Annotated in this window: 17 protein-coding genes, 1 tRNA gene and 1 pseudogene; 8 read left to right on the top strand and 11 right to left on the bottom strand. The window is 65.6% G+C overall.

Features of this window, described 5'->3' with window-relative positions; translation table 11 throughout:
• Positions 1-54 precede the first annotated feature (54 nt).
• A complete protein-coding gene (locus tag F6Q13_RS11790; RefSeq protein ID WP_293056519.1) occupies positions 55-516 on the bottom strand; it encodes a MarR family winged helix-turn-helix transcriptional regulator in 462 nt (153 codons plus the stop codon).
• 169 nt (positions 517-685) lie between these two features.
• Here F6Q13_RS11790 and F6Q13_RS11785 point away from each other — a divergent pair, with 169 nt between their 5' ends.
• Together F6Q13_RS11785 and F6Q13_RS11780 are read left to right on the top strand one after the other, a co-directional pair.
• Entirely contained in the window at positions 686-2647 is a 1962-nt protein-coding gene (locus tag F6Q13_RS11785) for an ABC transporter ATP-binding protein (protein WP_293056540.1), read from the top strand.
• Between the two features lie 38 nt (positions 2648-2685).
• Positions 2686-3474, top strand: coding sequence for an energy-coupling factor transporter transmembrane protein EcfT (locus tag F6Q13_RS11780; protein WP_293056517.1), 789 nt, complete (start codon positions 2686-2688; stop codon positions 3472-3474).
• A 1437-nt stretch (positions 3475-4911) separates the two neighbouring features.
• Here F6Q13_RS11780 and F6Q13_RS11775 read toward each other — a convergent pair.
• From F6Q13_RS11775 to F6Q13_RS11765, 3 genes are read right to left on the bottom strand one after another with little or no spacing between them, the layout of a single operon-like run.
• The gene (locus F6Q13_RS11775; RefSeq protein WP_293056538.1) at positions 4912-6234 is read right to left on the bottom strand and encodes a sugar ABC transporter substrate-binding protein; all 1323 of its coding nucleotides are present in this window, start codon (positions 6232-6234) and stop codon (positions 4912-4914) included.
• Positions 6235-6251: 17 nt separating this feature from the next.
• Positions 6252-7067, bottom strand: coding sequence for a carbohydrate ABC transporter permease (locus F6Q13_RS11770; RefSeq protein WP_293056514.1), 816 nt, complete (start codon positions 7065-7067; stop codon positions 6252-6254).
• Positions 7054-7926 (bottom strand): carbohydrate ABC transporter permease, encoded by an 873-nt coding sequence (locus F6Q13_RS11765; RefSeq protein WP_293056512.1) that lies wholly within the window; start codon positions 7924-7926, stop codon positions 7054-7056. Before F6Q13_RS11765 ends, F6Q13_RS11770 begins: the two co-directional genes overlap by 14 nt.
• Positions 7927-7959: 33 nt before the next feature.
• Here F6Q13_RS11765 and F6Q13_RS11760 point away from each other — a divergent pair, with 33 nt between their 5' ends.
• Together F6Q13_RS11760 and F6Q13_RS11755 are read left to right on the top strand one after the other, a co-directional pair.
• A complete protein-coding gene (locus tag F6Q13_RS11760; protein ID WP_293056511.1) occupies positions 7960-9477 on the top strand; it encodes a TldD/PmbA family protein in 1518 nt (505 codons plus the stop codon).
• Positions 9474-10835, top strand: coding sequence for a metallopeptidase TldD-related protein (locus tag F6Q13_RS11755; protein ID WP_293056510.1), 1362 nt, complete (start codon positions 9474-9476; stop codon positions 10833-10835). Before F6Q13_RS11760 ends, F6Q13_RS11755 begins: the two co-directional genes overlap by 4 nt.
• Positions 10836-10839: 4 nt before the next feature.
• On the opposite strand, the gene F6Q13_RS11750 is transcribed toward F6Q13_RS11755, so the two are convergent.
• Positions 10840-12204 carry a DUF3422 domain-containing protein gene (locus tag F6Q13_RS11750; protein WP_293056509.1) on the bottom strand — a complete coding sequence of 455 codons (1365 nt, stop codon included), beginning with the start codon at positions 12202-12204 and terminating at the stop codon, positions 10840-10842.
• Positions 12205-12408: 204 nt separating this feature from the next.
• Between F6Q13_RS11750 and F6Q13_RS11745 the strand changes: the two genes are divergently transcribed.
• Entirely contained in the window at positions 12409-14049 is a 1641-nt protein-coding gene (locus F6Q13_RS11745) for an acyl-CoA synthetase (RefSeq protein WP_293056508.1), read from the top strand.
• A 3-nt stretch (positions 14050-14052) separates the two neighbouring features.
• On the opposite strand, the gene merA is transcribed toward F6Q13_RS11745, so the two are convergent.
• Together merA and merC are read right to left on the bottom strand one after the other, a co-directional pair.
• Positions 14053-15486, bottom strand: a complete 1434-nt coding sequence (merA, locus tag F6Q13_RS11740; protein WP_293056506.1) for a mercury(II) reductase — start codon at positions 15484-15486, stop codon at positions 14053-14055.
• A gap of 21 nt (positions 15487-15507) precedes the next feature.
• Positions 15508-15921 carry an organomercurial transporter MerC gene (gene merC / locus F6Q13_RS11735; protein WP_293056505.1) on the bottom strand — a complete coding sequence of 138 codons (414 nt, stop codon included), beginning with the start codon at positions 15919-15921 and terminating at the stop codon, positions 15508-15510.
• Positions 15922-16044: 123 nt separating this feature from the next.
• On the opposite strand from merC, the gene F6Q13_RS11730 reads away from it, so the two are divergent.
• Positions 16045-16434, top strand: coding sequence for a heavy metal-responsive transcriptional regulator (locus F6Q13_RS11730; protein ID WP_293056503.1), 390 nt, complete (start codon positions 16045-16047; stop codon positions 16432-16434).
• A gap of 83 nt (positions 16435-16517) precedes the next feature.
• Here the strand turns inward: F6Q13_RS11730 and F6Q13_RS11725 are convergent, their stop codons facing one another.
• Positions 16518-16871: a DUF488 domain-containing protein gene (locus F6Q13_RS11725; RefSeq protein ID WP_293056501.1), complete on the bottom strand. Its 354-nt coding sequence runs from the start codon at positions 16869-16871 to the stop codon at positions 16518-16520.
• Between the two features lie 632 nt (positions 16872-17503).
• On the opposite strand from F6Q13_RS11725, the pseudogene F6Q13_RS11720 reads away from it, so the two are divergent.
• Together F6Q13_RS11720 and F6Q13_RS11715 are read left to right on the top strand one after the other, a co-directional pair.
• A pseudogene (locus F6Q13_RS11720) lies at positions 17504-17632 on the top strand (tyrosine-type recombinase/integrase); the annotation flags it as partial.
• A gap of 49 nt (positions 17633-17681) precedes the next feature.
• A tRNA-Ile gene (locus tag F6Q13_RS11715) sits at positions 17682-17755 on the top strand.
• 114 nt (positions 17756-17869) lie between these two features.
• Here F6Q13_RS11715 and F6Q13_RS11710 read toward each other — a convergent pair.
• From F6Q13_RS11710 to F6Q13_RS11700, 3 genes are all read right to left on the bottom strand, one after another.
• A complete protein-coding gene (locus F6Q13_RS11710; protein ID WP_293056499.1) occupies positions 17870-19288 on the bottom strand; it encodes a PE-PPE domain-containing protein in 1419 nt (472 codons plus the stop codon).
• A 4-nt stretch (positions 19289-19292) separates the two neighbouring features.
• Positions 19293-20771, bottom strand: a complete 1479-nt coding sequence (locus F6Q13_RS11705; protein WP_293056497.1) for a biotin carboxylase — start codon at positions 20769-20771, stop codon at positions 19293-19295.
• A gap of 138 nt (positions 20772-20909) precedes the next feature.
• Positions 20910-21491 carry a thioredoxin family protein gene (locus tag F6Q13_RS11700; protein ID WP_293056493.1) on the bottom strand — a complete coding sequence of 194 codons (582 nt, stop codon included), beginning with the start codon at positions 21489-21491 and terminating at the stop codon, positions 20910-20912.
• Position 21492: the final 1 nt, after the last annotated feature.

Here is a 21492-nt window from a genome sequence, read left to right as displayed (position 1 = left end):
TTGTCTACCCGCCATCATGCGCCGGCAACCACCACTCGCTTCGACCGCGGAGTGTTATCTCGGCCGCGGCCCGGGCCCGGCATCCTCGATGAGCCGCCGTAACACCCTGACCGCTTCGGTCAACGTCTGGCGGTCCGCGGGCGGCAGCTTGGCCAGCTGCGGCTCGATCGCGGCGCCCCGGTCGATGCGCACCCGGTTGAGCGTGCGGACTCCCTCCGGGGTGATGCGGATACGAACGGCGCGGGCATCACCAGGGTCGACGGTCCGAGTGACCAGGCCCGCGTCCTCCAACCGGCGCACTTGGGTCGTCATCGTCGGTTGTGAACAGTGGTCCATGTCAGCCAGATCACAGATTCGTGCCTCTCCGTGGGCCTCGATCGTCGCCAGCAGTCGAGCTTGGGCGGCCGGCAGCGGCATCTGGATGCGCTGAGTGGCGTACCTGTTGAGACGAGCGACCACAGCCAGCAAATCCGCCCCCAGACCGGAGCCGGCTTCGGTGCCCGTGAACGACGCCATGACATCCATATTTGCATAGCCTTGCTATGTAGACCAGGTGGCACGCACCGTTGCTGCCACCAGACACGGCCCGGCGGCTGGCAGAATCGGTGAGGTGACAACCGGCTCAGCGAATCCGCCCCGACGGGCGCGATCGCTGCGTCCGGGCGAACTGGCCCAGGCGTCGGTCATGGCGGCGTTAGCCGCAGCGACTGCAATCATCGCGGTGGTTGTCCCGTTCGCCGCGGGTCTGTCGCTGTTGGGCACTGTGCCCATGGGGCTGCTCGCTTACCGCTACCGCCTGCGCGTGCTCATTTCGGCAACGGTCGCTGCGGGGCTCATTGCGTTCCTGATCGCCGGCATGGGCGGATTCATCACTGTCGTCTACAACGCCTACATCGGCGAAATGATCGGTCTCGTCAAACGCCGTGGCCGCGGCACCCCGACGGTGATCGGCGTGTCGTGTGTGTCTGGCGCCGCATTCGGGGTTGTGGTGGTTGTCGCGCTGGCGGTGCTGACGCGGCTGCGCCAGTTGATCTTCGCTTCGATCACCGCCAACGTCACCGGGGCCGCCGCGGGGCTGGCATGGATCGGCCTGGACTGGGCCGGGAACGGCCTCAAGCGGTTCGTGGGTCTCGCTCTGCACTACTGGCCATGGCTGATGCTCGCCCACTCGGCTGCCACGGCCCTGTTCGTTTCGCTGATCGGGTGGTGGGCGCTGTCGCGGGTGCTGAGACGGATGGACGGCGGCATCCCCGACGTGCACAAACTGGATGCGCAGACCGAGAGCGGACCGATCGGTCCGGTCCCGGTGCGACTTAGCGAGGTCCGATATCGCTACCCGGGGGCCCCGCAGGATGCGCTTCGCACGGTGACCATGGAGGTGCGCGCCGGCGAACACCTGGCCATCACCGGTTCCAACGGTTCGGGAAAGACCACCTTGATGCTGATCCTGGCGGGGCGGGAGCCGACGTCGGGAAGCGTCGAACGGCCTGGTGCGGTCGGTTTGGGGCAGCCGGGCGGCACCGCCGTCGTCATGCAGCATCCGGAGAGCCAGGTGCTGGGCACTCGAGTCGCCGACGACGTGGTCTGGGGACTGCCAGCCGGGTTCACCACCGACGTCGACCGGTTACTCGGCGAAGTCGGTCTCGATGGGTTCGCCGAACGTGACACCGGTAGCCTGTCCGGCGGTGAACTACAGCGGCTGGCGCTGGCCGGGGCGCTGGCGCGCGAACCGACGCTGCTCATTGCCGACGAGGTCACCAGCATGGTCGATCAGCAGGGACGCGATGCGCTGTTAAGCGTGCTCTCCGGCCTGACCAAGCGGCATCACACGGCGCTGGTTCATATCACCCATTACAGCGACGAGGCCGAGTCTGCGGATCGCATTGTCAATCTCAGCGATTCACCGGACAACACGGGAACAGTCGAGACGACAGTCGAGTCGGCGGCTCCCGCCATGGTGGGTCACCAGGGCGAAAAACCGGTGCTCGAGCTGATCGGGGTTGGCCACGAATACGGCAGCGGCACGCCGTGGGCGACGACTGCGTTGCGAGACATCAGTTTCTCGGTCTATCCGGGCGACGGCGTGCTGATCCACGGAGGCAACGGTTCGGGTAAGTCCACACTGGCCTGGATCATGGCTGGGCTGACGACCCCGACCTTCGGAATGTGCCTGCTCGATGGCCAGCCCACCGATCAGCAGGTGGGCGCGGTGGCTTTATCGTTCCAGGCGGCCCGGCTACAACTGATGCGCAGCCGGGTTGATCTGGAAGTGGCTTCTGTGGCCGGCTTTTCGCATCACGACCGCGAAGCGGTGATAGCCGCGCTTGCCGATGTGGGGCTGGATGCTTCGCTCGCCCAGCGGCGCATCGATCAGCTCAGCGGAGGCCAGATGCGCCGGGTGGTCCTGGCCGGTCTGTTGGCGCGGGCGCCGCGAGCGCTGATCCTCGATGAGCCATTGGCCGGGTTAGACGCCGCCAGCCAGCGCGGTTTGCTCCGATTGTTGGAGGACTTGCGACGAGACCGAGGGCTGACCGTGGTGCTGCTCTCGCACGACTTCGCCGACCTGATGCAGTTGTGCCCTCGCACATTGCATCTGTGCGATGGTGCGCTCGAAGTGGCCTCGGCGGCGCAGGAGGGCGCGTTGTGACGACCGCCGTATCGCCCCGCCGATCAACCCGACCTGTGATGCTGCTACGGCCGGTGCCTCAGGGCTCGATGATCCATGACATGTGGGCTGGAACCAAACTGATTGTCGTCTTTGCAGTTTCGGTGCTGTTGACGTTCTACCCGGGTTGGGTGGCGATCGGGCTGATTGCCGCATTGGTGTTGGTGACGGGACGGATCGCCCATATTCCGCGCGGCGCGTTGCCGTCGGTGCCTCGTTGGCTGTGGATTCTGCTGGCGTTCGGTGCGTTGACGGCGGCATTGGCCGGCGGCAGTCCGGTAATGCGGATAGGCACGATTTCACTCGGACTCGGAGGGCTGCTGAACTTCTTGCGCATCACCGCGTTGTCGATAGTGCTGCTTGGCCTGGGGGCAATGATCTCGTGGACCACCAATGTCGCTGAAATTGCCCCGGCAGTTGCGACGTTGGGTCGACCTCTGCGGTGGCTGCAGATTCCCATCGATGAATGGGCGGTTTCATTGGCGCTTGCATTGCGAGCCTTTCCGATGCTGATCGACGAATTCCGGGTGCTTTACGCCGCACGTCGATTGCGGCCCAAACAGATTCCGAGTACACGCAGGGCTCGACGTAGGCGTCGCGCATTGGAACTGGTGGATCTGCTTGCCACAGCCATCACGGTCACGCTACGTCGCGCCGACGAGATGGGCGATGCGATCACCGCACGTGGCGGCGCTGGTCAGATCTCGGCCGCCCCGTCGCGGCCGGGCCTGATCGACTGGCTGAGCCTGTCGATCGCTCTGGCAGTGTGTGCGGCTGCACTGGCAGCCGAACTCGCGTTAGGGGCATAGGGCCCTGGGTCGGTCACAGTTTCGGCGGGTTCAGTGGTGCTGCCGCAGGTGGTGGATTTCGGTTGTGCGTCGAGGGCGGCGACTTTCGGCGTGTCGCCGCCCTGGACCTACACTCGAGGCCCTGCGGCAGGGCACACGGCTGGGTCGTCCAGCTCCTCGAGCAGCCCGTCGCCACGGCCGTTCTTGCCGAACTTCGCATCCTCGGCCTGATCGAGGTGCTCGGCGTCCGGCAGCAGTGCCTTCTGCGCATTGGTGCATAGCTCATAGCCCTACGTGTGGAAGCGTTAGCCTCCGCCGTGGTGCCATCGAGTGCGTTCCGGCCACGCATTCTTGTGGGGCGCCCGCTTGTTACCGGGGCGACTCTCTTTGACGTCTGTTTGATAACCGGCTGAATGGCTCCTTGAGCAAATCAGTCAAGACGATAAATTCGGCCCGTCGCTATGACACGAACCGAGGAATAGATGTCACGGACCACGAAACGCCTGGCCGTCGTTGCCATTGCCACCGCAGGGCTCTACGGGGCCGTTCTGGCGCTCAGCTCGGCCATGACTCCGGCCTCGGCCGCTCCGGCAATCCAGGGCGTTCCGTGCGTCGACGCTGTTCCGGGAATCATCGCTGCACCGGTTGGACTGCCCGAGCCGCTGGCGGGTTTGGTACCGGCCTTGGCCGCTGCACTGCCGGTGGGGTCGGGCGTTCCAGCGGCAGCCGCGCCGGATAGCGTCGCACCCCTAGTCGCCGGGTTGCCCGCTGCTGCTGATGTGGGTGCCGGATTACCGGTGGGAGCAGTTTTGCCGGGCGTGGCCGGTGGGTCACTGCCGGATGCTGGAGTGTTAACCGATGCGTTCGGTCCGGAAGCCGGAGCGGCAGCTGGCGCCCCCGTCGGGGGCGCAGTGCCAGCAGCGGCCGGTGCCCCCGTGGGCGCTCCGGTCGGCGGCGCGGTCCCAGCAGCCGCGCCCATCGCCGGCGCAGCACCCGTAGCCGCCCCGGCAGCTGCCGCCGCACCCGGCATCCTGCAGCCACTACAGAACGCAACCTCGGTCCTGGGGGGCTTTTTACCCTTGCTGGGCGCACCGGGCCTAGCCGCCATCCCGGCGGGTGGTGCTGGCGCGCCGGCCGGCATTGCCGCGCCGTTGCAAGACGTTCTCACGGGTGCGGTGCCAGCAGCGGCAGTACCGGGCGCACCGGTTGCGGCGGGCGCCCTGCCGGAGCCGCTGTCCGCAGTATCTGCAGCAATTCCCCCACTGGCCAGAGGCGCTTCCATGCTGCTCGCACCAACGCCGCTGGACACCCCCTGTCCTCCTGGCACATGGTCAGCTTCCAAGCCCGGTGCCGGGGCTCCAGCTGGTGCGACGACTCAGGGTCCCGCTCCTGTCGTGGGTAAGCCGCGCGAGCCGGATTGGCATCAGGGATAAACAAGTCGGCCTAAGATCCGATCCGTTAACGGCGGGCGGCGGCGTTACCTGCTATCTGGGCCGCGTGCAAGGTCGCCGCGACATCGCCACGCCCGAGGAACATCTCGTCGAAGTAGGATTTGATGGCCTGATAACCCGCGGCGAAACGGGTTCCGCCGGGTGCCGGGATACGCGGCCCGTTCAGCACCGCGAAAAACGGTGTAACGTCGACGCCCTTGTCCGCCCAGTAGTCGAAGTACACTCGCTGCGCCGACAGCACTGCCGGAATGGCGCTGCCACGACGACCCAAGTACTCGTTGCCCTGCCTGCTGCCCATCCAGGCCAGCACCCTGCGCACCGCATCAGGGTGTGGTGTTTTCGCATTACCGGCAGCAGCAATGCCGTTGGTGACGCTGACCCGGCCTTTGGGACCGACCGGCAACATCACCACGCCCCAGTGGAATCGAGCCCGGCCGGCCACGCGGGCCAGGTTGTAAGTGCCGGACTGAAACAGCGCCATCTTTCCGGCCAAGAACTGATTTATGCAAAAGTCAGCGTTGTTGTTGGTGTCCGATGCCGGCGGCGCGACGTGATCGACGTTGATCAGGGCGACCAGGTACCTGAACGCGACGCGCGCGCCGGGGTTGTCGAAGGCAAACCGATCGTCCTTCTCAAAAACACCACCGGCGGAGCCGATGTAGTTCAGGTAGATGCCCTGCGGGTCGTTGGCGGCGTTATATCCCCACTGCCGCACCCGACGAGGATCAAAACCCGGTGCGCCCGCGTTGTGACCCTCGGCGTCGACAGTCAGCCGGATCAGCAACGGCCGCAGGGTGTCACCACCCTGCGGACTCCACCGCAGCTGCGTCAGCTGACCAGGTTCGACGCCGGCGCTGGCCAACAGGTCCGCGTTGTAGTAGACCGCGATCCCGGCGTCAGTCAGTTGCGGTACACCCCACAGCACCCCGTCACGGGTGAACTGGTCCACCACCGAGGGCTCCCAGTCCGATGTGGAGTCGGCAATGTGCATCAGGCGTCCGCTGTCGGCGTAGCCGGCCAGATAGGCATTGGACAGCCAGAAGATGTCGTCCGCACTGCCCCCGGCCACATCGGTGCGCAGCGTGTCGAAGTACACGGAATAGGCCACCACATTGGTTTTCACCTCGATATCAGGATGCGCACGGGTGAATGCCGCGAACGACTGCCGGTAGGCGGCGGCGACTTGCTCGTCCCACAGTCGAACCGTCACCACCGTCTTGCCGATACGCGGTGCGGCCAAGCGGTCCAGTAGCACTGCAGTCGCAACCAAAAACATGGCAAGCACCACGATCGCCCCAGCGGCCAGCGTCGAATACCGGGGCCGGATCATTGTCCACTGAACCCGGCTCATTTCAGTCCTGTCAAAACGATCGTGCGGGTAATATGCCGCTGGGACAACAAAAACAGCGCGATCAGCGGCACGATCGCCACCGTCGTCGCGGCCATGACCAGCGTCCACTGCGCGTTATACCGTGACTGGAGTCCGGCGGTGGCCACGGTCAGCACCCGCCACTTGTCGCCGCTGGTGATCACCAACGGCCACATGAAACTGTTCCAATGTGAGACAACGGTGATCAATGCCAGCGTTGCCAGAACCGGTCGGCTAGAGGGCACCACTACGTGCACGATCACGTCGAGAGTGTGGGCGCCGTCGAGGCGGGCAGCGTTGATCAGGTCGTCGGGAATTGAGCGGAAGTATTCGCGCAGCAGAAAGATGGCGTACGGCGAGCCGAACATGAAGGGCAGCACCAGCGCCCAGAAGGTGTTGCGCAGGCCGACTTGGGCCATCATCAAATACAACGGCACCACGGTCACGGTGGCCGGCACCATCAACGTCGCGACGTAGACCCAGAACAGCGCGTCGCGGCCGGGGAATCGCAATCGCGCGAAGGCGTAGGCGGCCAGCACCGAAAAACTCAGCTGTCCAAGCAGAATCATCGACGTCATCACTGCGGTCACCGCCAGCGCTCGGCCGAAACCGGCGTCGCGCAAATTGGCATAGTTCGCCAGTGTGGGCGGTCGCGGCCATGAGAGAGGGACGCCCGTCGCAAACTGGACATCAGAGGTCAACGATGTCAACAATCCAAGGAGGAACGGCGCCAATGTAACCGCTGCGCCCACTGCCAGGCCGGCATATACCAGGACCACGCTAGGTGAGCGCATAACTGATCCTGCGCCGGAAGTACAAATGCTGGACCACGGTGACCACAACCAGAATCACGAACAACACGAGCGCCATCACCGCAGCGCGACCGATCGCCGCCGCTTCGAAGGCCTCGGCATAGATCCGGTGTGCGACCAAATCCGTCCGGCCAGCCGGACCGCCTCCGGTCAATGCGTACACCGTGTCGAAAATCTGTGCAGCACTGACGATCCCAGTCACCAGCACAAAAAACATCGTTGGCCGCAGCATCGGCAGCGTGATGCGCCAAAACCGCTGCCAGGCGGTTGCACCGTCAGTACGCGCCGCGGCGTGAAGTTCGGTCGGGATCGCCAACATGCCCGCCACGAAGAACAGCGCGACGTAGCCGACGTTGGTCCACACGATCACCCCTGCGACCACCGGCAGCGCCAGCCCGGGGTCGGTGAGCCACTCGACGCGATGCCCCAGGACCGTGCTGACCGCGCCGTCGGTCGGTGCCAGGATCCACCGCCACAACACCGCGATCGCCAGCGGGGCGCAGATCCAGGGCAGCACATACAGCGTGCGGAACGCCCCGCTGCCCGGCAGTTCGCGCGCCAACAACACTGCCGCCAACAGACCGAGGAGCGTCTGCGCCGGGACCACGATCGCCACAAACGTCAGCGTCACCACCAGCGAGTTGCCGAACACCGGATCGGTCAGCACCGAGCGCCAGTTGTCCAGTCCGACATATTCGATCGGACCCAGCAGATCCCACCGGTGCAGGCTCAGCCACGCCACCACGAACATCGGCAACAGCAAAAACGCGACGACCCCGAACAAGCTCGGGGCGAGCAGCCCGTACGCCAGGGCGCTGGATCGTCGCGGCCCGATAGCCATGAAGATATTAAAACCGCTCGTTACGGTAGACCGGTGACACCCAACCGCGAGATTGACGCCGATTTTCTCCAACTGCCCGGCCACCAGCTCGCCGACGCCGCGCTGGCCGCGGCCACCGCGGCCGGGGCCGGTCACGCCGACCTGCGGGTTCACCGCATCACCACCGAGACCATCCGGCTGCGCGACGGCAAGCTGGAGACCTCGATGCTGGATCGCGAGCTCGGTCTGGCGGTGCGGGTGATTGCCGACGGCACGTGGGGCTTCGCATCGCACGCGGAGCTGTCCGCGCCGGTCGCCGCCGAGACCGCGCGCCGGGCCGTGCAGGTGGCAACCGGGCTCTCCGCACTCAACACCGAACGCGTCGAACTTGCACCCGAGCCGGTCTACGCCGACACCACCTGGGTGTCGAACTACCGGATCGATCCCTTCGCCGTGCCGGCTGCCGACAAAATCGCCGTGCTCCAGGACTACTCGGGCCGGCTGCTGGCCGCCGACGGCGTCGATCACGTCACGGCCTGGCTGACCGCGGTCAAGGAGCAGACCTTCTACGCCGACACCGCCGGCTCGACCATCACCCAGCAGCGGGTGCGGCTGATGCCGGGCTTGGAGGCGGTCACCGTCGACGCCGCGTCGGGCGAGTTCGACACGATGCGCACCCTGGCCCCGCCTTCCGCGCGCGGCTGGGAGGTGCTCGCCGACGACGACGTGTGGAACTGGAGCGACGAGCTGGCCGAGCTGCCTTCGCTGCTGGCCGAGAAAATCAAGGCGCCCAGCGTGGCGCCCGGGCCCACCGACCTTGTCATCGATCCGACGAACTTATGGCTGACCATCCACGAATCCATCGGGCACGCCACTGAATACGACCGGGCTATCGGCTACGAATCTGCTTACGCCGGAACGTCATTCGCCACACCCGACAAGCTGGGTAGCCTGCGCTACGGTTCACCGGTGATGAACGTGACCGCCGACCGTACGGTCGAATTCGGTTTGGCCAGCGTTGGTTACGACGACGAGGGCGTGGCCGCTCAGAGCTGGGATCTGGTGCGCGACGGGATCTTCGTCGGTTACCAGCTCGACCGGGTGTTCGCACGGCGGCTCGGGCAGGCCCGGTCCAACGGCTGCTCGTATGCCGATTCCCCGCACCATGTGCCGATCCAGCGGATGGCCAACGTGTCACTACAGCCCGGCCCGGACGAATTGTCCACCGCCGACCTGATAGGCGGGGTCGACGACGGCATTTACATCGTCGGGGACAAATCCTGGTCGATCGACATGCAGCGCTACAACTTTCAGTTCACCGGCCAGCGATTCTTTCGCATAAGGGACGGGCAGCTGGGCGGTCAGCTGCGGGACGTCGCCTACCAGGCCAGCACCATCGATTTCTGGAATTCCATGGAAGCCGTCGGCGGGCGCGCCACGTGGCGACTGGGTGGGGCGTTCAACTGCGGGAAGGCCCAGCCCGGGCAGGTCGCCGCGGTGAGCCACGGCTGCCCGTCGGCGTTGTTCCGCGGCGTCAACGTGCTCAACACCCGCACCGAGGCCGGCCGATGATCCCCGCCTCGCAGGTAATCGCCTTGGCGTTGGACGCGGCACGGGCCGACGAGACCATCGTGCTGGTCACCGACCGCAGCGAGGCGTCGCTGCGCTGGGCGAACAACTCGATGACCACCAACGGGGTATCCACGAGCCGCAGCACAACCGTGATTTCTATTGCCCGCCACGACGCTGCCGCCCGCGTCGGGGTGCGTCGCTCGGCCGAGGTCGACCCGTCGCTGATCACCGGACTTGTCGGGGCATCGGCGCAGGCGGCTGATGCGGCCCCGGAAGCCCGCGACGCCGCGCCGCTGCTCAGCGGCACCGACACACCCGACGACTGGGACGCTCCGATACCCGGTACCGGGGTCGACGTATTCGACGACGTCGCCCGGGGGCTCGGCGGGGCATTCCGGGGCGTCGACCAGTTGTACGGGTTCGCGCACCACGTCACGGAGACGACGTGGGTGGCGACGTCGACGGGTGTGCGCCGCCGCTACACCCAACCCACCGGTTCGGTGGAGATCAACGCCAAACGCGGCAACGCCAGCGCCTGGGCGGGTGTCGGCACACCTGATTTCGCTAACGTGCCAACAGATCTGCTACTGCAGCAACTCTCGACAAGGCTCGATTGGGCGGAGCGGATCGTCGAACTGCCCGCAGGGCGCTACGAGACGATCATGCCGCCGTCGACGGTGGCCGACATGATGATCTATCTGAGCTGGACGATGAGCGGTCGCGGCGCGCAGGAGGGCCGCACCGCGCTGTCGGCGCCCGGCGGCGGTACCCGGGTGGGGGAGCGGCTCACCGATTTGCCGCTGACCCTGTACTCCGACCCGTGTGCAGCAGGCCTGGAGTGTATGCCGTTCGTCGCGGCGAGCGCCTCGTCGGAGACGGTGTCGGTGTTCGACAACGGGATGGACATCGCACGGGTGGACTGGGTGCGCGACGGGGTGATCAACGCGCTGGCCTACCCGCGGGCCGCCGCCGCCGAATTCGGCGCACCGGTCGCAGTCGCTGCCGACAATCTGCTGATGACCGGCGGAACTGCGTCGCTGAACGAGATGATCGCTGGGACCGAGCGCGGCCTGTTGCTGACCACGCTGTGGTACATCCGCGAGGTCGATCCCACCACGCTGCTGTTGACCGGGCTCACCCGCGACGGGGTCTACCTGGTCGAGGACGGCCGGGTGACCGCCGCGGTCAACAACTTCCGGTTCAACGAAAGCCCGCTCGATCTGCTGCGGCGGGCCACCCAGGCCGGCCGCAGCGAAGTGACGCTGCCGCGGGAATGGGCCGACTGGGCCACCCGGGCGGCGATGCCGTCGCTGCGGATTCCCGACTTTCACATGTCGTCAGTGAGCCAGGCACAGTAATTTCTCATGCCTGCCCTGGTCTACTGGGGGATTCGTCGTCAGAATCGCCGCGGTCGACGTCGTGAACCTGGCGGCGCACCCGGCGCACGGTATGCCAGACGAGGATGATGGCCAGCGGAATGCTCAACGCGGTCATGGCGCTCTCGTTGACAGCTAAGCCGAGTGATTTGATTCCCTTGGCCAGGTAGCCCACCAGCCCGACTATGTAATACGAGATAGCAGCGATGGACAATCCTTCGACCGTCTGTTGCAGACGCAACTGCAGAGTCTGGCCCCGACGCAGCCCCCGGAGCAGTTGTTGAGTCTGTAACTCCGCGTTTACTTCTACTCGGGTGCGCAATACGTCGGCGGTGCGTGCTACTCGTCCGGACAGACCTTCCATCCGTTGCGTGGCGGCGGCCACGGTCGCCATCGCCGGCACCAGTCGCCTTCGCAAGAAGGTGAATACACCCATCAAGCCGGGTAAAGACGATCCTCGCAAGTACTCAATGCGTTGTTCGACGATCGCGTAATACGCTCGGGCGGCGTCGAAGTGCCCGACGTGGGCTGCGATGTCGTACTCGACGACCGCTGCTAGCTTGATCAGCTCATCGAGTAGCCCGCGGTCATCACGGCGCTCGTCTTCGATACTGCGTGTCAGTTCGGTGAGCCGGGCCTCCAACTCGACTAATTGAGACAGCAGTGCTCGAGCCTGGGGATAGGCCACCAGTGCCAGCATCCGATACCGTTCGACATCGAGCAACGAGGCGGTGATGCGCCCGGCGCGGCCCTCGGTCATCGGGTTGCAGAGCATCAAAAAGCGTGACGTCTTGGTGGGGGACAGCTGATAGGTGGTGTAAAGCCGGGCGGCGTCGCCGCGCAGCCGCGAACCCAGTAACCGGCCCGATCCCAGGGTTCGGTGGGCAAACTGGCTCGCCGCGTCTTCAGACCAGTCGTATGCGGGCAGCAACACTGCATGCACCGCCGCCAACGTGCGGCCCGGGATGCCTGCGAGCCATCCGGCGGGTAGCGGCAACTGGGACAGTAGATCGGTCTGGGGGTCGAATTTCGCGAGGTTGAAGGGCTGATAGATGGTGTATAGCGAGTAGCTGTCGTGACGTTCCCACGACAATGCGGTGACTTCGTCGAAGTCGATGGTGAGCTCGGTGTCGGTGTCTCTCACCGTCTTGCCATAGCCACCGGCAATCTGCTGCAAGTGCGCGGTCTCCGCGGGAGCTGACCCCTTCTCGGTGAGCACCGTCAACTGGGTGGTCATCGACGGAACTGGCAGTGGCCGTACCGGACGCACATGCACCTCGTGATGGGCTGCCGCCCGTTCCGGCGCATCCGGCGGAAGGGTCACAGTCGCCTGCAGTCCCGATCCACTCATGGGTCATCACCCCATTTCCTCGCATCCGGCTGTCACCGACTACCATGATCGCGCCCACAACCAGACGCGAACGACATACCAATCGCACCACAGTAAGAGCCGGCGATACGCTTTTCCACACGGACGTAGGCTCCTTCTCCGGACCTTCCCGGCCTTCGACCGCCGCAGGGACATGACTCCAGCTGGTTGATCTGAGGAGAGGCAGTGGAATTCAACCTCGCCGAGGTGTTCGTGGCAGTCGCGTCTGCCAACCCCGACCGGGATTGCATCGTCTTCGGGGATCGGCGATTCACCTTTGCTCAGATTGACCAGCGCACAAACCGGCTCGCTCGGGCGCTGTATGCCTGGGGGCTCGGCGCGCACCGGGAACGATCCGAATTAGCGGCCCATGAATCGGGTCAAAGCCATCTGGGCTTGTACCTGGCCAACTGCAACGAATTCCTCGAGGGCATGATCGGTGCCTACAAAGCCCGGGTTGCCCCGTTCAACGTGAACTACCGTTACACGTCGGAAGAATTGGCGTACCTGCTCGGCAATGCCGGGGCGGACGCGGTCATCTATCACGCGCGGTTTGCGCCGGCGTTGGCCGAAGCGCTCACCGAGCTGCCGCCGATGCCGTTGATCCACGTCGACGACGAGTCCGGGATCGAGCCGCTCAAGGGCGCCGTGCGCTACGAAGAGTTGCTGGCATCGATGCCGGCCGAGCGGCCCGATCTGGCACTTTCTCCCGACGATCTCTACATGCTCTACACCGGGGGCACCACCGGATTGCCCAAGGCGGTGCTCTGGCGCCAGCACGACATCTACCTGGCCGCCATGGGTGGGCGGATCTTCGGTTCCGGCGACATGGTGAAGAGCCTGGACGACATCGTCGCGCGATCCCGACCCGAAGGACCGGGCTCGATGACAGTGGCACCCCTTATGCACGGCGCGGCGCAATGGGCGGCTTTCATCAACCTGCTCAGCGGACGCACCTTTGTCATGCCTGCGACGACAAGTCATTTCGATCCTCGGGAAGCCTTGACGCTGGCGAGCCGAGAACGCGTTATGTCACTGTCGTTTGTCGGCGATGCTTTCGGTCGACCGCTGCTCGACGAACTGGAGTCCGGTGACTACGACTTGTCGGCGCTGATGGTGCTGATGACCGGCGGGGCGGCGCTCAGTGCGCCGGTCAAACAGCGATTCGTCGACCTGCTGCCGCACGTGACGATCCTGGACGCGGGCGGGTCCTCTGAGACGGGTCCGCAGATGGGCCAGACGTCGAGTCGCGCGCAGCCTGCGACCGGACTTTTCACCCCGAGTCCGGGCGCGGTGGTGGTCAGTGCCGACATGAGCCGGATCCTTCGCCCGGGTGACGACGAGATCGGCTGGCTGGCTCAGCAGGGCTCGATACCGTTGGGGTACTTGGGAGATCCGGACAAGACAGCGCGGACCTTTCCCGTGATCGAAGGGATCCGGCATGCCGTTCCCGGCGACCGGGCCCGCTGGCACGCCGACGGCCATATCGAGCTGCTGGGCCGCGATGCGGTGACGATCAACTCGGGGGGTGAGAAGATTTTCGCCGAGGAAGTCGAGGCGGCCATCGCCCGTCACCCCGGGGTCTATGACGTCGTGGTGGTGGGCCGGCCCAGCAGCCGGTGGGGAAACGAAGTCGTCGCGCTGGTTCAATTGGCCGACGGTGCCCACGCCGATGCGAACGAGATCGTCGCCGAAGCGGCCCGACACATCGCGCGCTACAAACTTCCCAAGGAGATCGTCTTTTGCCCTCGCGTGCAACGCTCGCCGTCGGGGAAAGCCGATTATCGCTGGGCCAGAGCCCACGTCACGGCGCCGAGCGCCGGGTAGGCGTCACGAGGCGCAGCAGGACAGCTTTGCGATGTCGGTGCTGAAGGATTGGCAGGCGATCTTGATGCCCTCGGCCATGGTCAGATACGGGGCCCAGCTATCGACGACCTGGTGCACGGTCATGCCGGCCGCAAGGATGTAGACCCCGGCCGCGGCGAGCTCGCCGGCGTCCTTGGCGACTGCGGTGATCCCGAGGATCCGTCCGGTGTCGGCGTCGGCGACGACCTTGACGAACCCGCGGGTGTCGCGGTTGACCAGGGCCCGGGGCACGTGGTGCAAGGGCAGCACGCGGCAGTCGCAGCGGATACCGGCCGCGGCGACCTGCGCGTCGGTCATCCCGACCGCGCCCAGTGCGGGGCTGGTGAACGTCACCCGGGGCAGCTGGCTGTAGTCGACCGAGCGCTGCGCGCCGGTGAACGCGTTGTCGACCACCATCGCGCCGTGTGAGGCGGCGACGTAGACGAACTGGCGCTGCCCGGTGACGTCCCCGGCCGCCCAGATGCGCGGGTTGGACGTCGCGAGCTGATCGGTGACCACAATCGCCCCGTCGTCGCCGGTGTCGACGCGCACCGCCTCCAGGTTGAGCCCGTCGGTGAGCGGGGTGCGGCCCAGCGCCACCAGCAGCCGCTCGGCGGTGAACGTCTGCGGGGTGCCGGCCACCGAGGAGGACACTGCCGGGTGTCCGGTGGCCGGATCGGTGGTCACCGAGTCGATGATCGCCGGAGCGACCACCCGGATGCCCTCGTCGGCGAACACCTCGAGCAGGGCCTGCGACGCCTCGGGCTCCTCGCGGGAGGCCAGCCGGCTGCGGACCAGCATGGTGACCGTGCTGCCCAGCCGGGCGAACAGCTGGGCCAGTTCCATGGCGACGTAGCCGCCGCCGAGCACCAGCAGTGTCTGGGGAACTTCTGGGAGCTCCATCGCCGTGGTCGAGGTCAGGTAGTCGACCCGGCGCAGCCCGTCGATCGGGGGAGTAGTGGGCCGGGAGCCGGTCGCGACCAGATAATGCGCGGCGATGACGCGCCTGTTATTGCCGTCTTCGGCCGTCACATGTAGGACCGGAGCGTCCGGGGTGCCGTCGAACGAGGCCTGCCCGCGCAGCAGCGCCCAGCCGTAGTACGCCGCGATGTCGAGGTATTTCTCCGCACGCAGCGCCTCGACCAGGAAGCGTTTGCCTTCGACGAGGCCGGGCATTTCGACCGGGTCAGCTCGCGTGCCGATCCCGGGGAAGCGCCCGGAGTCCAGCGCCACGTGACGGGCCTCGGCGGCGGCGAGCAGCGCCTTCGACGGCACACAGCCGGTGTTCACGCATGTCCCGCCCACCGTGGCGCGCTCGATCATCGCCACCGATTTGCCCAGCGTCGAGGCGCGGATCGCGGCGGCGAACGCCGCCGCACCCGACCCGACCACGGCAAGATCGACCCTCGTCTGCTCCACGGCGTGTCCCTTCAGTCGACGTCATTCGTGTTTCGCGGGCAATTCGCAGCCTTCTGGCGCGCAACGGCGGCTGCTCGGCGAGATCAGGTCCCACACCGCGACGACGACCATGACCACCAGGCCTGCGTACAGCACCAGTCTCGCCGCATTCGGCGCCAGGACACCGCTCATGAACGACATCCACCCGATCAGAGCCAGGATCGGACCGATCATCCCCGCGGCGCTGCGACGCCAGCGCCGATGAACCAACCACTCCAGTCCGTTGGCGATCAGGACGAGCACCGCAAATAGCGGCAAAACGTTGATGAATACGTCTTCCCACCGGGAGAGGAATCCCAGCCCGATGGCGGCTCCGATAGCGCCTGCGGCCGGGAAACACATGGCGCACGCCATGCTGGACACGACGGTGCCCACAACCCCAACCTTGTCGGTCATCGTGCGCACAATCTGTTGCACTTCGCTCTTCTCCTCGTGAATCGCTTGGGTAATCCGTTCGCTGGCGCCAGAATGGACCTTCCAGTGCAGGTCAAGGTCAAGACCTGAACCAGGAGGCAGGCAGTGCGGATCGGGGAGCTGGCCGACGCCGTCGGCATCAGCACCAAGACCTTGCGGTTCTACGAGGAGCAGGGCCTGCTCCCCGAAGTCGAACGCACACCCGCCGGTTACCGCGACTACTCACCGGAGGTTATCGCGAGGATCGACTTCATCCACCGGGGCAAGACCGCCGGGCTCACACTCGCCCAGATCCGGCAGATCCTGCTGATCCGCGACCGCGGTCAGGCCCCCTGCGAACACGTCCGCGATCTTCTTGACACCCGACTCGCCGAGCTCGACGAACAGATCAGCAAGCTCGTTGCTCTCCGCGACACGATTGCCCGCCTACGCCACCAGGCAAGCACGCCCGAACCCGCCACCTGCACCGCCCAACAGGTCTGCCGATATCTCTAAAGGTGGCGCGGGGCGACATCACGCTTCGCCATCCTGCGCGTTGTTGGCATTTGCCCCCACCCACGTCTGCGGTTTGGCCGAACTCACGTCAGCATTGCTGCGAGCACAGCAGCCTCACTGATGTCGACGGCTCTGCTTGCCGTGAGCAAAGTCAGGTTCCCCTTTTCCGCTAACGTCTGCAAATGTGCTAGTGCTTCGGCCTTTTCGGGTTCCGCCAACTCGTCGCGATAGCGTCGCGCGAACTCCGTGAAACGCTCTGGATCATGGCGATACCACTTGCGCAGCTCAGTGGAAGGCGAGACGGTTTTGCACCACTCATCGAGTTTCGCCTTTTCCTTGGTCAAGCCGCGCGGCCAGATTCGGTCCACTAGCACGCGATATCCATCACCGCGCGTCGGGGCATCATAGACACGGCGGACCTGTACTTTGTGTACCACTGCGAGTTCTCCCCTTGATGGTCGTAAAGGCGCTTGTATTGGCGTTGTTTCCTGTTCCGTTACCCCTGCAACTGCTAACTCGTGATCGTGGGACATTTGGGCTAGTCCTCACTATCCCGGGAGTGACGTTCGAGGTTAAGCGCTCCACCGTAATACGTCGGCGAGTGGACGCCGCGGCGTGGTCTGCGGCACTTCGTGCAGCGCCGGCGCGATGCCGACCGGATCACGATTTGGGGCAGGTCAGTATGATCTGTTATCACGGCAAGAAGGTCCCGGCTGACCGACAACGCCGCCACATATCCTCAGGTAGTCATGCCGGCCGGGATGCCCTCCGATATCCCGAATGGTGCTGTCCACCAAGCGCGTTCGGAACGACATCGGAAGTCGTACAAGCGCAACGATTCGCTGATTTGAGTCGCTTCAACAAGCTGTGGACGCATCGCATCAGGCAATGCGTCCCGGCGCACCGCCTCGGCGTCAACCCAGCTGCGAAGAGCGGGCTCAAACGAGGCCCAAGAGGTCGGCGCCATGAACGGCAGTCGGTCGGTGTGGCGTATCAGGATCGCATCCGCGCGGCGGAGCCGGTCATCGGTCACATGTTCCAACGGGGTCGCTGGGCCGCTCGGCGGTTCGGGCTGCGGCACACCACGGCATCCCTCGCGATCCGTGCGGGCGCTAATGTCAAGGTTGTGCAGCGGCTTCTGGGACACGCGACGGCGGCCATAACGCTTGACCGTTATGGCCACATGCTCAGTGACGATGATCAAATCAGTTAACGGCAGAGCGCATGTCTGCAGCTAGTTGGCACCGGGGGCGGTAGCTCAGTTGGTTAGAGCCGCGGACTCATAATCCGTTGGTCGCGGGTTCGAGCCCCGCCCGCCCCACGTCAGAATTCCAATGCGAGAGCAGATAGTTAGATCGCCTACCCGTCAGCTCGGCAACCGCGATATACATCAGGTGGTGGGGGACTGCGCTGACCACCGGAGCCGGCGAAACGGCTACAGCGCTGCACCCAGTAACGCCAGGGGCAGTATTCCCAGGTCGGCAGCGATCGGCACACCGATGGCGTTCTCGAGATTACCGGCGGCGAGATCGGCCGTGAAGATGCTGTAGTCGATTTCGGGAAGGTTGACCAACAGCGCGCTGGTCACGTCGATAACGGGAATGCCGGTATGGGGCGGGAAGGTGTCAAAAAGGTCCTGGGCGGTGGTGGGGGTGGAGAAGAAAGCCGACAACTTGGTGCCGACGAACGCTACTGCGGCCCTGGCGAGTTCCGGGACGAACCCTGGCGATGGGTTGCTGGGATGGATCACATCGTCGAGAAAGTCCGAGACGCCTTGCTGCCAGCCGTCGGCCAGCGCGTGCGGAAGTTGGGTCAGGATACTGTCGAGGGTGTCGGTGTCCGGCAGGAAGCCCAGCGGCGTGGGTACATTAGCGGCGGCCTGGCTCCAGCCGTCGGTGATGCTGCCGTAGCCGAGGTTGACCAGGATGCGCATGTCGGGCTCGAGCAGATCGTAAAGGGCTCTGCCGCCGCCTCCGAGCAACAACAGCGGGTCCAGCAGCGGCAAGCCCTGTGTCGGGATCATGTAGTAGTTGGTCAAGGTGTCGGCGCCCAGGCTTTCCGACCCCGGCAACACGATGGCGTCGCTGATCTGCTCGGAGGTAAGCCCCAGATAGGTGGTGTGCTCGAAAGCGATGCCCAAAAGTGCGTTGAGGTCGGACAAGACATCGATGGGGTATCGCGGGAAGTCGGCGAAGCCGTCGTATTCGTGGGTGTAGACGTCGGTGGGGTACAGATCAGCCGGTCCGGCTCCGGTGAACGTGATGCCCAGGCTCGGCAACGTCGGATGCGCATTGTCCGGCAGGTTGAAACGTTCCACGAGGCCACCGTTGGGCGCGCTCACATCGCCGATCAGCACGAAGTGGACGTCGTCGCTGGGTACACCCTGGCTTGCGAGCTTGCTCTGCAACAGCGATTCGATGATCGCACTCTGCGAGTAGCCGAAGACCACGGCGGGGTTTTCGGCGCTCAGATTCCCGCCGCGAAATTGAGTCAAAATCGTTGTGTCCAGGATCTTTTCGCCCTCGGCGACGGAATCATCGAGCGTTCCGCCGAAAGGACCGAAGAACGGGTAGAGCTCTTCGGGGGTGGTCACGACCTGCGTCGTGCCGGTAAAGCCGCGTGGCGCCAAGTACAGGGCGTCGGCGGCATCCGCGTAGGCCGGGCCCGGAGTCGTCAGGCCGCTGCCACCGACGATGAGAGCCGTGCCGTCGCCCAGTGCGGAATCAGCCGTGTCCACGCTGGCCGGCTTCACCGCGACTCCTGGACCAGGAGGTGGGGGAGCGGCCAGTACGCCGATCAGGCCCACACCTGTGACCAAGCCGGCAGCGATTCCGGCGCGGTACTCGCCACCCATCGGCTCACGCTCGGGCGACGAGCCGCGAAATGATCGGCGTCGACGGCGACAGCGGCGTCGAGGCGAACTTCGCCTTGATGCCCTTGACCCAGCGCCGGCAGCGTTCGGTGAGCTGGTAGTCGTCGGTCTGCAGATGCCCGCGGGTGACCAGCACGCCGAGTTGAGCGCCCTCGCAACGTAAGTCTCCGGGTGCGGCGACACGCATGTAGAAGGCTTCGGACCCGTCGTTGACCGAGGCCCAGTCGCTGGCGGTACGTGCAAAGGAGACGCGCCCGTCGTCGTCGATGCGCCACACGCCGGTGCGCGGCGTCGCGGTGAAGATCTCGATATCCGGCGAGGTCTCCGCGATCACCACCTGACCCCAGACCTCGTCTTCGCCGTAGCCGCGTTCCCAGCGCGAGTTGATCTCCTCGATGTCGAGCTCGTAGTCGACATCCAGGTACTCGAGCAGGTGGAAGAGGAACAGCGGCATGTCGGCGTAGGCCTCGGTGGTCAGATTCGTCATCGGGCTGGCGCCGCTCAGGCGCGGGTTCACCTCGCCGAGGTAGAGCTCGTCGGTGTCCAGGTCGTGCAGCAGGTCCACCTCGAAATAGCCGCGGTAGCCCTCGCGGCTCAACACGTCACCCACTTTCCGGACCATTTCTCGCGCCGTGTGCGTCTGGTCCGGCGGCAGCACGTCGCGCCAGATGTCGTTGCCGCACCAGCCGCCCTTGCGCGGAGTCAGCTCCGGATACCCGACGAGGCTGGTCATTGCGGGCCCGATCACGGTGCCGTAGCGGGTCACGGTGCCCTCGATGCACACTTCGACGTTGCGGATCCGCTTCATCACCTTGAGGTCTTGCTGCCCGGCGAGCTCGTCGGCGTGTTGGTCCCAATCGCTGTGACCGCGCACAAAGAACGTCGCGCTGCCGGCGTCGCCGTAGGCGGCCTCGACCACGAGGTCATCGCCCAGCCCGGCATTCTGCGCCAGCGCCACCAGCTCGTCGTAGGAGCCGGCTCGCCCGATCACGTGCGGCACGCTCGGCACGCCGGCTTCGTCGGTCAGGCGCGTCATGACGATCTTGGAGCCCAGGCGGTGGCTTAGCTCCCAGGGCGGATGCATGACCTCCAGACCCGCCTGGCGCGCCAGAACCTGAGTCTCTTCGTCGAGCATCACAAAGCAGGCCTTGCCGCCCGGCGCGCGCTGCGCGATGAACTCCAGTGTCTCGGGATCACGCAGAAGGTGATTGCACACATCGCCCATGGACCCGAAATCAATGCGGTCGCGCCGCCGGGGCAAGAACACGCGCGGATGCTGACCGTCGAACGACTCGAAATAGGTCAAGTAGAAAAAGTTCCGCACCCAGCGGTCGATGCCGAGCAAGTTGAACGGGGTCGGCGAGATGAAGTACAGCGGCACGGTGTTGGTGTGAAAGAACGCCCTGATGTCGGAGAGGCCGTTGAGGAGCCGCCGCGGCTCGGGCCCGCCGGGGTGCGCGGTCACGCTGCCCGCGGCGACGTCGACGCCCGGGACCGGAGCGCGGGCGAGGGCGCTGCGGTCAGCGCGACGGCGGTGAGCTCACATGCTGTCATGGCACAAGTCTGCACCGGCTCGCCGCAGCCCGGATCTCGTTTCGGCCGATCAGGCGGGCAGGTAGTCGGGCTCGTTGCCCGGTTTCCACTTGATGTTGCAGCCGATGCTGGGGATCTGGTCGCCGGGCACCGGCCGGCCGGCCAGCACCGCCTGAACGGCCCGGTCGAGGTCGTCGCCGGTGACCGGCTGATCGTTACCCGGGCGGCTCGCGTCGAACTGGCCGCGGTAGGCCAGCTTGCGGTCTTTGTCGAACAGGAACAGGTCCGGGGTGCAGGCGGCCCGGAACAGGTGGGCGACGTCCTGGCTCTCGTCGAACAGGTAGGGAAAAGTCCAGCCGTTCTGCTCGGCGAAAGCCGGCATGCGGTCCGGGGCGTCCTGCGGATAGGCGGCGACGTCGTTGGCGTTGATCGCCATGACCGCCAAGCCCTGGTCCATCCATTGGCGGGCCCGCCGTCCCAGGGTGGGTCCGATGTGGATCACGTAGGGGCAGTGGTTACAGACGAAGGCCACCAGCAGGCCCGCGGCGTCGGCGACGTCGGCCGGCTCGTGCAGCGTGCCGTTGGCGTCGGGGAGCCGAAAGTGGGGCAGGGAAGTGCCCAGGGGGAGCATCGTGGAGTGAACGGCAACCATG

Origin of the sequence: Mycobacterium sp. (genome assembly GCF_008709575.1) — a bacterium.
GTDB lineage: Bacteria > Actinomycetota > Actinomycetes > Mycobacteriales > Mycobacteriaceae > Mycobacterium.
This window is presented reverse-complemented; position numbering and strand designations above follow the sequence as displayed.